Consider the following 15630-nt stretch of genomic DNA (forward strand, 5'->3'; position numbering starts at 1 on the left):
CCGAGTACGATCCCGTACGCTGACACGGAGCGCCCGGACCGGGCGCCGGCAGGACGCGCCCGCTGGGCGCGGGGAAGCAGGCAGTGATGTCGTCAGGTCGCAAGCTCGTCATCGTGGAGTCGCCCGCCAAGGCGCGCACGATCGCGTCGTACCTCGGTGACGGGTACGAGGTCGAGGCGAGCGTCGGCCACATCCGCGACCTCCCTCAGCCCTCCGAGCTCCCCGCAGACATGAAGAAGGGCCCCTTCGGCAAGTTCGCCGTCGACGTCGAGAACGGCTTCACGCCGTACTACGAGGTCTACGGCGACAAGAAGAAGAAGGTCGCCGAGCTCAAGCGGCTCCTCAAGGACGCCGACGAGCTCTACCTCGCCACTGATGAGGACCGCGAGGGCGAGGCCATTGCGTGGCACCTCCTCGAGGCGCTGCGCCCCAAGGTGCCCGTCAAGCGCATGGTGTTCCACGAGATCACCCGCGAGGCCATCGAGCGCGCCCTGCAAAACACGCGCGACCTCGACGACCGCCTCGTCGACGCGCAGGAGACCCGCCGCATCCTCGACCGCCTCTACGGCTACGAGGTCTCGCCCGTCCTGTGGCGCAAGGTCCGCCAGGGCCTGTCCGCCGGCCGCGTGCAGTCCGTCGCGACGCGCCTCGTTGTTGAGCGCGAGCGTGAGCGCATGGCGTTCGTCAACGCCGAGTACTGGGACGTCACCGGCGAGTTCACGACCGCCGGCGGCGACCAGTGGTTCTCCGCGCGCCTCACGGGCCTCGACGGCGCGAAGGTCGCCTCGGGCCGCGACTTCACCGACCGTGGCGAGCTCAAGGGCTCGGGCGTCGTCCACCTCGACGAGGCCGCCGCACGCTCCGTCGTCGCCGCCGCCGAGGACGGGACCACGACCGTCCGCAGCCTCGAGACCAAGCCGTACACGCGCCGCCCCGCGGCGCCGTTCACGACCTCGACCCTCCAGCAGGAGGCGTCGCGCAAGCTCCGCATGAGCGCGCGCCAGACCATGCGCACCGCACAGTCGCTCTACGAGAACGGCTACATCACGTACATGCGTACGGACTCGCCCGCGCTGTCGACGCAGGCGATCGACGCCGCGCGTCGCCAGGCGGCCGAGCTCTACGGCGGCGACTTCGTGCCCGCCAAGCCGCGCATCTACACGTCGAAGGCCAAGGGTGCGCAGGAGGCCCACGAGGCCATCCGCCCCGCAGGCGACGAGTTCCGCACGCCGCAGCAGGTCGCGACCGAGCTCTCGGGCGACCAGCTCAAGCTGTACGACCTCATCTGGAAGCGCACCGTCGCCTCCCAGATGGGTGACGCTCGCGGGTCGACCGCGTCCGTGCGCCTCGGCGTCACGGGTACGCGGCCCGACGGCACGGCGCTCGACGCAGTGTTCTCCGCGTCCGGCACCGTCATCACCTTCCGTGGCTTCCTCGCGGCGTATGAGGAGGGGCGCGACACCGAGCGCTACGACTCCGACGACGCCGAGGGCTCACGCCTGCCGACGATGACCGAAGGCGACGCGATGGACGCGCGCGAGCTCGCGGCCGCCGGGCACTCGACGACCCCGCCCCCGCGCTACACCGAGGCGAGCCTCGTCAAGGCGCTCGAGGAGCGCGGCATCGGCCGCCCGTCGACGTACGCGTCGACGATCTCGACGATCCTCGACCGCGGCTACGTCCTTGCTCGCGGGCAGGCGCTCGTGCCGTCGTGGCTCGCGTTCGCCGTCGTACGACTGCTCGAGGAGCACTTCCCGAAGCTCGTCGACTACGACTTCACGGCCGCGATGGAGGCCGACCTCGACGAGATCGCGGCCGGCGAGCGCGACCGCACCGCGTGGCTGTCGCAGTTCTACTACGGCTCCGAGGCCGGCCCTGCCGACGGCGGGCTGCACGGGCTCGTCGAGAACCTTGGCGACATCGACGCGCGCGACATCAACTCCGTGCCGATCGGTGACGGCATCACGCTGCGCGTCGGCCGTTACGGTCCGTACATCGAGGACCTTTCGGTCGAGGTCGCGGAGGGTGAGACCCCGCCGCGTGCCTCCGTGCCGGACGACGTCGCGCCGGACGAGCTCACGCCCGAGCGTGCGCGGGAGCTGCTCGCGACGCAGGCGGAGGGCGACAACGTCCTTGGTCAGGACCCGGTGACGGGCCACGACATCGTCGCGAAGAACGGCCGCTACGGGCCGTACGTCACCGAGGTGCTGCCCGAGCCCGAGCTCGACGAGGGCCTGTCGGCGGCCGCACGCAAGCGTGCGCTCGCCGCGCTGCCCAAGCCGCGCACCGGGTCGCTCTTCAAGTCGATGTCGCTCGCGACGGTGACGCTCGAGGAAGCGCTGCAGCTGCTGTCGCTGCCGCGCGTCGTCGGCGTCGACCCGGAGTCGGGCGACGAGATCACCGCACAGAACGGCCGCTACGGGCCGTACCTCAAGAAGGGCACGGACTCGCGGACTCTTCCGAGCGAGGAGCAGCTGCTGACGATCACGCTCGAGGAGGCGCTCGCGATCTACGCGCAGCCCAAGCGTGGCCGCGGGGCGACGGCGTCCGCGCCGCTGCGGGAGCTCGGTGAGGACCCGACGAGCGGCAAGCCGATCGTCATCAAGGACGGCCGCTTCGGTCCGTACGTCACCGACGGCGAGACGAACCGCACGCTGCCGAAGGATGCGTCGATCGAGTCGGTGACGTTCGAGCAGGCGGTCGAGCTCCTCGCGATCAAGCGCGCGGCAGGCCCGGCGAAGAAGCGCACGACGGCCAAGAAGCCGGCAGCGAAGAAGCCGGCGGCCAAGTCGACGGCGGCGAAGACTACTGCGGCAAAGGCAACTGCAGCGAAGAAGCCGGCGACGAAGTCGACGGCGACGAAGTCCGCTGCCGCCAAGAAGCCCGCGACGAAGAAGCCGGCAGCCGACTGACCCCTGCGACCCACCCTCCCGTTGTTCCGATAGCCGATCCGACCACTTCACGTGTTCGGATCGGCTATCGGCTTCGTCTGCCATGAGGTGGCTCCCTGTCGATGAGGTGGCTCCCTGTCGATAGCGGATCCTGACACGATCCGTGTCCGGATCCGCTATCGAACGTCTTCGGGGCGTGGAGGCTCCGAGCTGGATAGTCGATCCGGACACGTAGTGCGCACCGATCCGCTATCGGGCGGTCTTGCGAACGCGATCAGGGAGTGGCTGGACGGTGGCCGGCGGGGCTCCCGGGCGCGCCATGATCGTGCGGATCGGCATTCGGCGCATGCGAAGGGTGTGGATGGGCTATCGGCGCATGCAATAGACGTGGATCGACTATCGACGAGTGCGTTGAATGTGGATGGGCTATCGGCGCATGCGATGGGCGTGGATGGGCTATCGACGTGCACGGAGCGTTGCGAGCGTCGTGCCGACCGTCGAGACGAAGCGGTCCGGCTCGTAGAGCACCACGCGGGCGGGGAAGCGGAGGACGGTCCTGCCCGACGCGTGCATGCGGTTGTCGCGCTCTCGGTCCTCGTCCGAACGATGCTCGTGCGCCGCACGTCCATCGATCTCGACGTCGAGCTGGACGTCGTCGAAGAAGATGTCGGCTCGGCCGACGACCCCGATGCGGTCCCGCACCTGGACATTGGCGTGCCAGCCAGTGATGCCCGCGGCCCTGAGCGCGTCGTGGCCCTTGCGTTCGGCGACGCTGAACGCACCGTTGACGGTCGCCTCGAGAAGTCGCCTCAACTGGCGGTTTCCGACGAGCCCCGGAAGCTCGAGGAGCGCGCGCTCGATCCCGTCGCGGTCGAACTCGTCACGCGCGGCGAGCCACGCGGACAGGTCGAGCGCGCTGTCGAACGGTAGCCATGCGAGTGCGTCGCGCCACGCGCGTTCGCGGTGTGTGGTGAGCGCGGGCGCGCCTCCGAACGTCCCGACGTGTTCGATCTCCCACGGCGCGAGGGGGACCCGGTGCGGCTTGATGCGGTCGCGGATGCCGTCGCCGAGCTGGTCGGTCCAGATGTCGACGCGTTCGAGCTGCGGGACGGGCGCGCCGTGCCATGCTGCGGCGGCGGGTCCCATGACGATCGAGCCGGGACGGTGGACCCACGTCGCAATGATCGGCGCGGTGGGCATCTGACGGGACGTCGCGCTCACGAGGCCGCGTGCAGGGAGCGGGATCCACGCGCCGGAGGCGATGCGATAGCTGACCTGCCGGGTGGTGTACCCGGCGGCGTGCGCCTGCGCGCGCGTGAAGACGCCTCGCTGGCGGCGGGCGATCTCGGGGACGTCGTCGGGTCGCAAGAGCGTCGGCATGGGGAGATCGTCGTCGTCCGGAGCGCCGCCTGCCGCGTGAGCCGCTCAACCTGTGAACGGCGAGGCGATTCCGATGACTGTGGTCAGCCGTGCCGGGGCGGCTGCAGACCGATGCTCGCGTCGCGTCGTCACCGCGCGTGGACCGCGTTTCCGGGGGAGTAGCCCGGGAAGGCCCCGGCCGGCGCATGCTCGATAGCGGGTTCGTACGCCAGACATGTGCGAATCGGCTATCCGGCACTTGAGGCTTCCCAAGCACGTGGCTCGATAGCCGATCGGCGCACGTGAAGCGCATCGATCGGCTATCGAGCCACCTAGGGCGAGCCATGAAGGGACGGGAGGGGAGTCGACGGATTGATGGCTTCCCCCCATCGCATGGGGGGGAAGCCATCAATCCGTCAGGAGAGGGGTGGTAGGCCGCTACTCCGACGCCAGGCCCTCGAGGACCGGGACCCGCGACGCACGGACCGCCGGCCACACCGCCGCCCCCACCCCGACGACCGCCGCGAGCCCCACGAGCACCCCGAGCGAGCCCCACGGGACGACGAGCGACTGCAGCCCCATGTCCGCCATGACCGTCGGCAGGGCGCTCGCAACGCCGATGCCCACGGCGATACCAAGCGCCGTCCCGAACACCGCCGTGAGCACCGCCTCGATCCCGATGACGCTCGACAGCTGGAGCCGCCCAAGTCCGACGGCCCGCAGCAGCGAGATCTCCCGACGCCGCTCGACGACCGACAGCGCGAGCGTGTTGACGATGCCGAGCACCGCGATGAGGATGCTCAACCCCAGCATCGCGTAGACGACCGCGAGCATCTGGTTGACCTGGTCCGCGAGCGAGCTCGCGAACTCCTCGGCGTCTTCGACGGACAGCGCGCCGTACGCCGAGACTGTCGCAGCGACCGCGGCCTTCGTGTCCGCGACCGTGGTGCCCGGTGCGGCGTCGACGAACACGACGTCGGTCTCGTGCGTGCCGGTGGCGCTGGCCGTCGCGAGGACACCGTCGGGCACGAACGTCAGCGTGCCGAACGCGGCCGAGCTCGCGATGCCGCCGACGCGCAGCGTCACGCTGCCCGGGTCGCCCGCGACGGGTGCGAGCCCCGGCCCGAACGTCACCTGGTCGCCGACCTTCCATCCGGCGGCCTTCGCCTTGGCCTCGAGGACGAGGAGCTCGCCGTGCGCGGTCGCGTCGAGGTCGCCGTCGACGAGGTGGAGCTCGACCGCGTTCGTCCGGAGCGACGCGGGTGCCTCGGCGATCAAGTCGGCTCCGTCGACACCGGCGAACGTCGTGAGCGCCGACGTCACGGGGTAGGTGGCGCCGACCTCGGGGAGGGCGTCGATCGCGCTGACGGCGCCGTCGGGGATGCTCGGGTAGCCGGAGACGATGAGGTCGGCCTTGAGGTCGGACGTCACGACGTCGCGCAGGGAGGCCTGTGCGGACGCGGCGAGCACTGCCGACGCGGAGACGAGCACCATGCCGATGGTGAGTGCGCCCGCGGTCGCGGCGGTGCGGCGCGGCTGGCGCACAACGGTGCCGCGGGCGAGGGCGCCGAGCGGCTTCGCCAGGACGACGGACGGCCACGCGAGCACCGTGATGACGGGCTTCGCGAGGAGCGGTGCGAGGACGAGCGTCCCGACGACGAGCGTGAACGCGCCGAGGGCGACGAGCATCGCGGCGACGTCCGCGCCGTCGCCGGCGGCGACGTCGAGCATCGACTCCCAGCGTTCTGCGGAGACCTGGGTCGCGGCGACGAGCGCGCCGACGCCGAGTGCCACGGTGACGCCGCCGAGGATGCCGCGGATGCGCAGCCCACGCTCGGTGGGCATGTCGTCGCGCATGGCTTCGACGGGGGCGACGAGCGCGGCCCGTCGTGCCGGGAGCAGGGCTCCGAGAACGGAGACGACGATGCCGATCGTCAGCGAGAGGACGACGGTCTGCAGGTCGGGTGCGACGGAGCCGCCGAGCGGCGTCCCGGTCGCCTCGATGAGTGCGCCGACGCCTGCGCCGAGCGCGGTGCCGAGCCCGATGCCGACGATCGAGCCGACGACTCCGACGACGAGCGCCTGGACGAGGACGGAGCCCAGGACCTGGCCGGGCGAGGCGCCGAGCGCGCGGAGCAGCGCGAGCTCGCGTCGGCGTTGGCGGACCTGCATGGAGAAGGCGTTGGCGATGAGGAACGTCGCGACTGCGAGCGAGACTCCTGCGAAGCCGAGCAGGAAGATCTGCATGAAGCCGATCATGCCGTCCATGCCGTCGCGGACCTCGGCGCGCAGGGTGTCGCCGGTGACGGCCTCGGCGGCGGACGCCCCGGGGGCGTCTGACGCGGCGAGCGCGGCGGCGACGGCGTCGCGCAGTGCTGTCTGGCTCACGCCGTCGGCGGCCTCGATCGCGATCTGGGGGACGGTGCCGTCGGGCGCGAACGCTGCGAGCGCGGTGTCGGGCGCGAACCCGACGATGAGCGCGCCGGCGAGCTGGCCGTCGACCTGGCTCACGCCGGTGACGGTGACGTCACGGACCTGGCCGTCGACGACGACGGTGGTCGTGTCGCCGGTCGTGAGGCCGGCGCTCTTCGCGGTGCGGGACTCGAGCGCGATCTCGTCGGGCTGGGTGGGGACGCGCCCGGAGAGGTAGGGGTAGCGAGCGTCGTCGGCGTAGAACGCCATGCCGAGGGTGGGAGCGCCGCCGGTCGTCACGACGGTGCCGTCGGCTCCGAAGAGGACGACCATGCCTGACGGCTCGGGGCGGGCGTGCGCGACGCCGCGGGCGGTCGCGACGACGTCGGCGAGGGTTGCGGGCACGTTCTCGTGGACGGTGGCGGTGCCGCCCATGATCGGGTCGGTCCCGACGGTCTCGGAGCTGCCGCGGACGTAGGCGTCGCCCGCGGCGGACGTCGCGATGACGTCGTCGATCGTGTCGGTGAGCAGACCTCGGTAGCTGAACGTGCCGGCGACGAACGCGACGCCGAGCGCGACGGCGAGGACGGCGAGCGCGGTGCGGCCGAGGTGCGCACGGATGTCGCGCAGGGCGATCCGCCTCATGCGGTCACCGCCGCGGGGCTCGTGCCGGCGGTGAGCGCGCCGAGGCGCTCGAGGACCGTCTCGGCGGTGGGGTTCTCGAGGACGTCGGCGAGGCGGCCGTCGGCGAGGAAGAGGACGCGGTGTGCGTAGGAGGCGGCGCGCGGGTCGTGGGTCACCATCGCGACTGTCTGCCCGAGCTCGTCGACGGAGCGGCGCAGGAACCCGAGGACCTCGCCGGCGGAGCGGGAGTCGAGGTTGCCGGTGGGCTCGTCGGCGAGGACGAGGGCGGGGCGTGTGACGAGTGCGCGGGCGCACGCGACGCGCTGCTGCTGGCCGCCGGAGAGCTCACCGGGGCGGTGGCTGAGTCGGTCGCGGAGGCCGACGGCCTCGACGACCTCGTCGAACCAGGCGCGGTCGACGCGCTCGCGGGCGATGTCGAGGGGGAGGGTGATGTTCTCCTCGGCGGTGAGCGTCGGGACGAGGTTGAACGACTGGAAGACGAAGCCGAGGCCCGTGCGGCGCAGCTGGGTGAGGTGGCGCTGGCGCATGCGGGTGACGTCCTGGTCGCCGACGACGACGGTTCCGGAGGTTGGGCGGTCGAGGCCTGCGAGGCAGTGCATGAGGGTCGACTTGCCGGAGCCGGACGGGCCCATGATCGCGGTGAGCCGACCTTCCTCGAGGTCGACGTCGACGTCGTCGAGCGCGGTGACGGCGGTCTCGCCGGTGCCGTACTCCTGGGTGAGGTTGCGGGCCCAGGCGCGGGCGACGCGCCCGACGGGGAGGATGCCGACGCCGGTGCGGCGGGGGGCGTGGGCGGTCGCGGTGGTCATCGGGTGCTCCTCGTGCTGGTCAAGAGTGTCTCGTGTCACATGACGACTCTCTCGCAGTGCACGTACCGGGCGGCATCGGGTGAGTCCCTGGACGGACCCTGGATGTGGGATGGGTGAAGTCCCTGAGTGGGGAACGGGACCGTCGTCATGGCGGACCGGTAGCGTTGCGCCCATGAGCGACGTCGCCCTCCCTGGTCCTGTGCCCGTTTCCGTCCCTGATCCTGCGTCGGCGCCGCCGGTGCGGTGGGGGATCCTCGGTGCGGGAGCCATCGCGGGTTCGTTCGCGACGGCGGTCGCGTCGTCGACGCGCGCGCAGCTCGTCGCGGTGGGGTCGCGCGACCGTGTGCGTGGGGAGCGTTTCGCGACGGCGCACGGCATCCCGACGACGCACATCGGGTACGACGCTCTCGTGGCCGACGATCACGTCGACGTCGTCTATGTGGCGACGCCGCACTCGGAGCACCGGGAGCATGCGCTGCTCGCGATCGAGGCGGGCAAGCACGTCCTCGTCGAGAAGGCGTTCACGCGCAACGTCGCGGAGGCGCGCGAGGTGTTCGACGCGGCGCGTGCGGCGGGCACGTTCGTCATGGAGGCGATGTGGACGCGGCACCTGCCGCATGTCGCGGCGCTGCGGCAGGTCGTCGCGTCGGGTGTCATCGGTGAGGTCGTCAACGTGTCGGCGGACCACGGTCAGCGGTTCGAGGAGGACCCGTCGCACCGGCTCTTCGCACCGGGGCTCGCGGGCGGTGCGCTGCTCGATCTTGGGGTGTACCCGGTGGCGTTCGCGCACGACCTGCTGGGGGCGCCGTCGTCGGTGACGGCGGTCGGTGACCTCACGGGGACGGGGGTCGACGGTCAGGTGTCGATGGTCCTCGGGTACGAGGGCCGTGCGCAGGCGACGCTGTCGACGACGTTGTGGTCGCAGACGCCGACGGTCGCGATGATCTCGGGGACGTTGGGGCGGATCGAGGTGGCGGGGTCGTTCTACGCGCCGTCGTCGTTCCGGGTCTCGCTGCGTGACGGGACGTCGTGGGAGTACGTGCGTCCTGTGGCGCACGGACTGGCGTACGAGGCTGCGGAGGTCGCGCGGTGCGTGTCGGCGGGCCTCACGGAGTCGCCGCGGATGACGCGGCAGGACTCGCTCGACGTCATGGCGACGCTTGACGAGGTGCGTCGCCAGGTGGGCGTCGTCTACCCGGGGGAGTGAGCGCGGGCCGGGGTGTCGGTGGCGCTCGGTAGGCTGGCGGGGTGACTTCGATCCTTTCCGGCAGCCCTGCCGACGCTGGCGTCTTCGTGTCCTTCGAGGGCGGTGACGGCTCGGGCAAGACGACGCAGATCGGTCTGCTGGGCGACTGGTTCACGCGCTTGGGCCACGAGGTCATCGTGACGCGGGAGCCGGGAGGTACGACGCTCGGCGCGGAGCTGCGCAGGCTCGTGCTGCACGGCGAGGACATGGCTCCGCGCACGGAGGCGCTGCTCTACGCAGCGGACCGCGCGCACCACGTGTCGACGCTCGTGCGTCCCGCGCTCGCGCGCGGGGCCGTCGTCGTCACGGACCGTTATCTCGACTCGTCGGTCGCGTACCAGGCGGGTGGGCGCGAGCTCGGTGCGGACGAGGTCGAGAACCTCTCGCTGTGGGCGACGGGCGGCCTGCTGCCGCACGTCACGGTGCTGCTCGATCTTGATCCTGCGGTGGGTGTCGCGCGCGTGCCGGGCGGTCTCGACCGTCTCGAGCGGGCGGGTGCCGCGTTTCACGAGCGGACGCGTGAGGCGTACCTCGCGCGGGCTGCGGCGCATCCGGAGCGGATCGCGGTCGTCGACGCGTCGCTCCCAGTCGAGGACGTGCATGCGCTCGTCGTCGCGGCGGTCGCGGAGAAGCTGGGGATCGACGTCCCGACGTCGGTCGCGGTCGTGCCGGGAGCGTCCGCTGCAGCGGACGGGCCGCGCTTGTGACGGACGTCTGGGAGGACGTCGTCGGGCAGGAGGACGCGGTCGCGCGCCTGCGCGCGGCGGCGACGGACGACGCGGCGATGACGCACGCATGGCTCGTCACGGGCCCGCCGGGCTCGGGGCGGTCGGTCGCGGCGAAGGCGTTCGCGGCAGCGTTGCAGTGCTCGGGCGACCCGACGGCCGACGAGGTCGCGGTCGCGGAGGTGCGTGCGGGCACGCACCCGGACGTCACGGTCGTGACGACAGACAAGGTGACGATCTCGATCGACGAGGTGCGCGGGCTCATCGGACTCGCCCAGCGGGCGCCCGCGCGCGGCCGGTGGCGCGTCATCGTCGTCGAGGACGCGGACCGCATGCTCGAGCGCACGTCGAATGTGCTGCTCAAGGCGATCGAGGAGCCACCGCCGCGCACGGTGTGGGTGCTGTGTGCGCCGAGCCCGCAGGACGTCGTCGTGACGATCCGTTCGCGGTGCCGGCAGGTGGGGCTGCGCGTGCCGTCGGTCGAGGCGGTCGCGGAGCTGCTCGTGCGACGGGACGGCCTTGAGCCGGGGCTTGCGCTCGAGTCGGCGCGCGCGGCGCAGTCGCACGTCGGGATGGCACGCAGGCTCGCGCGGGACCCGGAGGCGCGGGCGCGTCGGCGACGGATCCTCGAGTCGGCGGCGCGGATCCGGGGCGTCGGGGACGCGGTGCTCGCGGCCGACGACCTCGTCGAGACGGCGAAGGCGGAGGCGGCTGCGCGCTCGGAGGAGCGTGACGCGCGTGAGAAGGCGGAGCTGCTGCGGGCGCTCGGCGTCGAGGCGGGCGCGACGGTGCCACCGGCGTTGCGGGCTCAGGTCAAGCAGCTCGAGGAGGACCAGAAGCGGCGTGCGACGCGGCAGCAGCGGGACTCGCTCGACACTGCGATGCTCGATCTGCTGTCGCTGTACCGGGACGTGCTCGTCGTGCAGCTCGGGGCGTCGGGGGACGTCGCGCTCGTCAACGAGGGTGCGGAGGAGCTCGTGCGGTCGCTCGCGGAGTCCTCGACGCCGGAGCAATCGTTGCACCGCATGGATGCGATCGGCGAGGCCCGGCAGCGCCTGGCGGGCAACGTTGCGCCGCTCCTCGCGCTCGAGGCGATGATGGTGGCGCTCCGGCCGCAGGTCTGATCCCGCCCGGAGTGCGCGGGGGCTCATGCCCGGGCGCAAAGATCTTGTTGCAAAGAAGTCCTTGCAAAGAAGTCTTTGCATGCGTAGTGTTGCTCGCATGACGCACGACGACCCCACCCAGCGGCACTACCCGGAGCCCGTGAACTCCGACGCGCTCAAGGCGCTCGCGCACCCGCTGCGCGTCGCGATCTTCGACGCGATCGCCCACGGACCCGCCACGGCGAGCACCCTCGCCGAGCAGCTTGGGGAGTCGTCGGGCGCCACGAGCTACCACCTGCGGCAGCTCGCCCGCCACGGCCTCGTCCGCGAGGCCGAGGGCCGCGGCCGCGGCCGCGAACGCTGGTGGGAGAAGGTCCCCGGCGGCGTCACCGTCGGCGCCCCGCACGACGCCGGCCCCGCCGAGAAGGCCGCCGCCCGCATGGTCGTCGGCGAGCTCCTCGGCCTCCGCGAGAAGGCGCTGCGCGCGTTCGTTTCAGAGCTCGAGTCCTTCGACGACGACTGGCAGGAGGCCAGCCTCATCTCGACCGTCCACCTCGACCTGCCGCGCGAGGTCCTCGCCGAACTCGGCACCCGGCTCACCGAGCTCGTCGGCGAGTACGCCGAGACCTACGGCAGCGACCGGGCACCCGCGCCCGGCAGCCGTTCGGTCACCGTCCAGCTCGCCGCGTTCCCCGTCGTCGGGGGTCGCGAGAACCCCTGACCGTCACGGCGGCCCGGCCGCCGCACCCGCATCCCTCCCGACGGCACCGCCGTCGTACCCGCCCGACGGCACCGAAGCCGCCCCGCACGACACCACCGACCGGCCCGCCGGCGCGGTGCTCCGTCGACCCCTGAGAGGACCCCTGCCATGCGTATCCGCCGCCGCCGCGCACCCCACCGCCCCACGTTCCCGAGCCGCGACGTCGCGACCGACGCCCTCGGTCGCCCCGTGCTCTACGGCGCACCGCGAGCCGGCCAATGAGCGGCGCCGACGACCGCACCGCGGCGCAGCCCGAGGCCCTCACGACCGGGCACGACGAGGCCGCGACCGCCGTGCCCGCTCTCGACGACGCCCGCCTCACGACGACCGGCCTCCTGCCCGGCTTCGGCCGCTTGTGGACGTCGTCGATCGCCTCGAACCTCGCCGACGGCATCGGCCGTGTCGCCGTCCCGCTGCTCGGCACGACGCTCACCCGCGACCCGCTCGCGATCTCGGTGCTCGGCGCCCTCGCGTTCCTCCCGTGGCTGCTCCTCGGCCTGCCGGCGGGAGTGCTCGTCGACCGGGTCGACCGGCGCCGAGCGATGGCCGTCGCCAACGGCGTCCGTGTGCTTGCCGCGGCGGGGCTCGCGCTCACCGTCGCGACCGGCGCCGTGACGATCTGGTGGCTCTACGCCGCCGTGCTCGTGTGGGGCGTCGGTGAGACGGTCTACGACAACGCAGCCACCGCGCTCGTCCCCGACTACGTCGAGCGCCACGGCCTCGACCGCGCGAACGGCCGCATGCAGTCGAGCGAGATCGTCGTGCAGACGTTCGTCGCGACGCCGCTCGGCGCGTGGCTCTTCGCGGTCGCGATGGTCGTGCCGCTGTGGTCGACCGCGGCGGGCTTCGCGCTCGCGGCGTTGCTCGTGCTCGCGCTGCCGACGGCGGTCACCGCGGGCGCCCGCGCGGGCGCGCGGGCGGGGGTGTCCGACGATGCCGCTGACGCCGCCGTGCCCGCTGACGACGTTCTTCCCGACGACGCCGTGCACGACGACGCCGCCCTTCCCGACGACGACGCCGTGCCCGCAGCGACGTCGGCCCCGACCGTCGCGCTGGCGGCCGAGCTCCTCGGCGACCGGGGCCAGGCGACCTCCCCGTCCCGCCCCGGTGTGCTCGCGGACATGCGGGACGCGTTCGTCTTCGTGTGGCGTCACCGGTACCTGCGCCAGATGACCGTGCTCACGGTCGTCGTCGGCAACGCGCTGGCCTTCGGGCAGGCGGCGAGCCTGCTGCTGTTCCTCGACACGTTTGGCGTCTCGGAGGCATCGGTCGGCGCGCTCACGGCAGTCATCGGCGCGGGCGCGCTCGTCGGCGCGATGTCCGGCGGGGCGGTCGTGCGGCGGATCGGTCGTGGTCGGACGCTCCTCGTCGGGACGCTCGTCGGCGGTCTGGGGATCATGCTCGTCGGCCTGGCACCGAGCCTGTGGACGGCGCTCGTCGCCTACGCCCTGGGGGCAGCCGGGGTGTCGCTGTGGAACGTGCCGTGGGGTGCGCTGCGCCAGATCCTCGTGCCGAGTCACCTGCTGGGGCGCGTGAGCGGCCTGCTGCGGGCGATCAACTGGGGTCTCATGCCGGTCGCGACGCTCCTGGGTGGCTGGGTCGCGCGCGTCGACCTCCAGCTGCCGTTCCTCGTCGGCGGCATCGTCGTCGTCGTAGTGTCCGCCCTCCGCGTCCGCACGATCCTCGGCGCGGACGCGGCAGCCGAAGCGCCCTCTCCCGCTGCCCTCTCCCGCTGACCCCACCCGCTGACCCCTCCCGCGAGATAGCGCTCGAGCGACGAGATAGCGCGAGGCGCGCGCTATCTCGTCGCTGAAGCGCTATCTCGCGGACTCGGTCGCGCGGAGGTCGTTGATGACCGCTCGGACGCGACGGTGAGCGGGAGGGAGGTGAGGGTGTAGGCGGTCGCCCCGCTGAGGCGGAGGCGTGGGTTCGTGGTCATGCGTCCAGCCTTCCGTCGCGGGTGTCCGCGCACGATCCTGCCACCCGGACACCTCGTGTCGGGCTACCCCCACCCCCGTCTCGCGGTCATGCGGGCGCGTGTCGGTGGGGGCCGCTACCGTGGGGGCGTGCCCTCGCTCTCCCGCCATGCGTCCGTCCGTCCCCGCGCCCTGCGCGCGTCCGCCGCGCTCGCCGCACTCGCGCTGCTCGTCACCGGCTGCGTCGCCGGCAAGCAGGCGACGCCCGTGTCCGACGGGGGCCCGACGCACTCGTCGGAGCTTCCCGCGAACTTCGACGCGCTCCTGCCCGACGGGCTCGACCCGGCGTTCCGCGAGTACTACGCGCAGCAGGTGACGTGGGACGCGTGCATCGGCGGCTCGCTCGAGTGCGCGACCGTCTCGATCCCCGTGAGTTGGCGCGACGCGTCGCTCGGCTCGGCGTCCCTCGAGGTCGTACGCTCGCCCGCGCTCGGCGAGCGCACCGGGTCGATCCTCGTCAACCCGGGCGGCCCCGGCGGTTCCGGCGTCGACTTCATCGAGACCGCGGTCGGGCTCGTGAGCCGTGACGTCCGCCAGGAGTACGACCTCGTGAGCTTCGACCCCCGCGGAGTCGGACGGTCGACGCCCGTCGAGTGCGTCGACGACTCCGTCCTCGACGTCATGACGCAGGCCGACCACGACCTCCGGACCGCCGAGGGCCGCGCGTCGTTCGCCGCCGAGCAGAAGACGTTCGCCGACGGATGCCTCGAGCGCACCGGCACGCTCCTCGGCAACGTCGACACGGCGTCGGCCGCTCACGACATGGACCTCCTGCGCGTCCTCGTGCGCGACGAGCAGCTCCACTACCTCGGCTACTCCTACGGCACGCAGCTCGGCGCCGCGTACGCCGGGCAGTTCCCGGACAAGGTCGGCCGGCTCGTGCTCGACGCGGCCGTCGACATCACGCAGACGAGCGACGAGGCGAGCCTCGGGCAGGCGAAGGGCTTCGAGCTGGCGCTGCGGAACTACGTCACTGCGTGCCAGTCGGGCCCGCAGTGCCCGCTCACGGGGGACGTCGACTCCGGCCTCCAGCAGATCCACGACCTCACGGAGCGTGCGCTCGCGGACCCGCTGCCGACGGACGACGACGCGCGCCCGCTCACGCGGAACCTCGCGTTCTACGGCATCGCGGTCGCGCTCTACTCGGACGACTCGTGGCCGTACCTCACGGCCGCGCTGAGGCTCGCGCTCGTCGACGGCGACGGCACCGGGCTGCTCCAGCTCGCGGACATGTACAACGACCGCAAGCCGGACGGCACCTTCGGGTCGAACAGCTTCTCAGCGTTCCGTGCGGTGGGCTGCGCGGACTCCCGCGGCTCGACGGACCTCGCGACGATGGAGGCCGAGCGCCTCAAGATCCTTGAGGTCGCCCCGACGCTCGGCGAGTCGTTCGCGTTCGGCGGGCTCGTGTGCGCGGACTGGCCGACGCCCGTCGTCGAGATCGACTACGACATCTCGGCGAAGGGCGCGGCACCGATCGTCGTCATCGGCACGACGGGCGACCCGGCGACGCCCTACGAGAGCGCGGAGGCTCTCGCGGGGACGCTCGAATCGGCGACGCTCCTCACGTGGGAGGGCGAGGGCCACACAGCGTACGGCCGGTCGAACTCCTGCATCAAGGAGGCGGTCGACGCGTACTTCCTCGACGGCACGGTGCCGGCCGAGGGGCTCGTCTGCTGACGTGACGCACGTGACCCGCACGGA

At 72.3% G+C, this 15630-nt stretch carries 10 protein-coding genes; 7 read left to right on the forward strand and 3 right to left on the reverse strand.

Going from position 1 to position 15630, the window contains the following annotated elements; genetic code table 11:
- The first annotated feature begins 86 nt into the window (after positions 1 to 86).
- The gene (topA, locus tag C1729_RS11325; RefSeq protein WP_102510037.1) at positions 87 to 2912 is read left to right on the forward strand and encodes a type I DNA topoisomerase; all 2826 of its coding nucleotides are present in this window, start codon (positions 87 to 89) and stop codon (positions 2910 to 2912) included.
- Between the two features lie 435 nt (positions 2913 to 3347).
- On the opposite strand, the gene C1729_RS11330 is transcribed toward topA, so the two are convergent.
- The 3 genes from C1729_RS11330 to C1729_RS11340 all read right to left on the reverse strand — a co-directional run bounded on the left by C1729_RS11330 (position 3348) and on the right by C1729_RS11340 (position 8116).
- On the reverse strand, positions 3348 to 4271 hold the full coding sequence (locus tag C1729_RS11330) for a type IV toxin-antitoxin system AbiEi family antitoxin domain-containing protein (protein ID WP_102510038.1): 924 nt from the start codon (positions 4269 to 4271) through the stop codon (positions 3348 to 3350).
- 417 nt (positions 4272 to 4688) lie between these two features.
- Positions 4689 to 7307 (reverse strand): ABC transporter permease, encoded by a 2619-nt coding sequence (locus tag C1729_RS11335; protein ID WP_102510039.1) that lies wholly within the window; start codon positions 7305 to 7307, stop codon positions 4689 to 4691.
- Complete coding sequence (locus tag C1729_RS11340) at positions 7304 to 8116, reverse strand: ABC transporter ATP-binding protein (protein WP_102510040.1); 813 nt, start codon at positions 8114 to 8116, stop codon at positions 7304 to 7306. The genes C1729_RS11335 and C1729_RS11340 overlap by 4 nt, the downstream gene beginning before the upstream one ends.
- 172 nt (positions 8117 to 8288) lie before the next feature.
- Between C1729_RS11340 and C1729_RS11345 the strand changes: the two genes are divergently transcribed.
- The 6 genes from C1729_RS11345 (at position 8289) to C1729_RS11370 (ending at position 15606) form a co-directional block, all read left to right on the forward strand.
- The gene (locus C1729_RS11345) at positions 8289 to 9323 is read left to right on the forward strand and encodes a Gfo/Idh/MocA family protein (protein WP_102510041.1); all 1035 of its coding nucleotides are present in this window, start codon (positions 8289 to 8291) and stop codon (positions 9321 to 9323) included.
- Between the two features lie 41 nt (positions 9324 to 9364).
- Positions 9365 to 10069: a dTMP kinase gene (gene tmk / locus C1729_RS11350; protein WP_102510042.1), complete on the forward strand. Its 705-nt coding sequence runs from the start codon at positions 9365 to 9367 to the stop codon at positions 10067 to 10069.
- The gene (locus C1729_RS11355) at positions 10066 to 11211 is read left to right on the forward strand and encodes a DNA polymerase III subunit delta' (RefSeq protein WP_102510043.1); all 1146 of its coding nucleotides are present in this window, start codon (positions 10066 to 10068) and stop codon (positions 11209 to 11211) included. Before tmk ends, C1729_RS11355 begins: the two co-directional genes overlap by 4 nt.
- A 97-nt stretch (positions 11212 to 11308) precedes the next feature.
- Positions 11309 to 11911, forward strand: coding sequence for an ArsR/SmtB family transcription factor (locus C1729_RS14785; RefSeq protein ID WP_207204610.1), 603 nt, complete (start codon positions 11309 to 11311; stop codon positions 11909 to 11911).
- Between the two features lie 257 nt (positions 11912 to 12168).
- Positions 12169 to 13686, forward strand: coding sequence for an MFS transporter (locus C1729_RS11365; protein ID WP_102510044.1), 1518 nt, complete (start codon positions 12169 to 12171; stop codon positions 13684 to 13686).
- Between the two features lie 330 nt (positions 13687 to 14016).
- On the forward strand, positions 14017 to 15606 hold the full coding sequence (locus C1729_RS11370) for an alpha/beta hydrolase (RefSeq protein WP_242493805.1): 1590 nt from the start codon (positions 14017 to 14019) through the stop codon (positions 15604 to 15606).
- Positions 15607 to 15630 lie beyond the last annotated feature (24 nt).

Source organism: Sanguibacter massiliensis (assembly GCF_900240335.1).
Classification (GTDB): Bacteria; Actinomycetota; Actinomycetes; order Actinomycetales; family Cellulomonadaceae; genus Flavimobilis; species Flavimobilis massiliensis.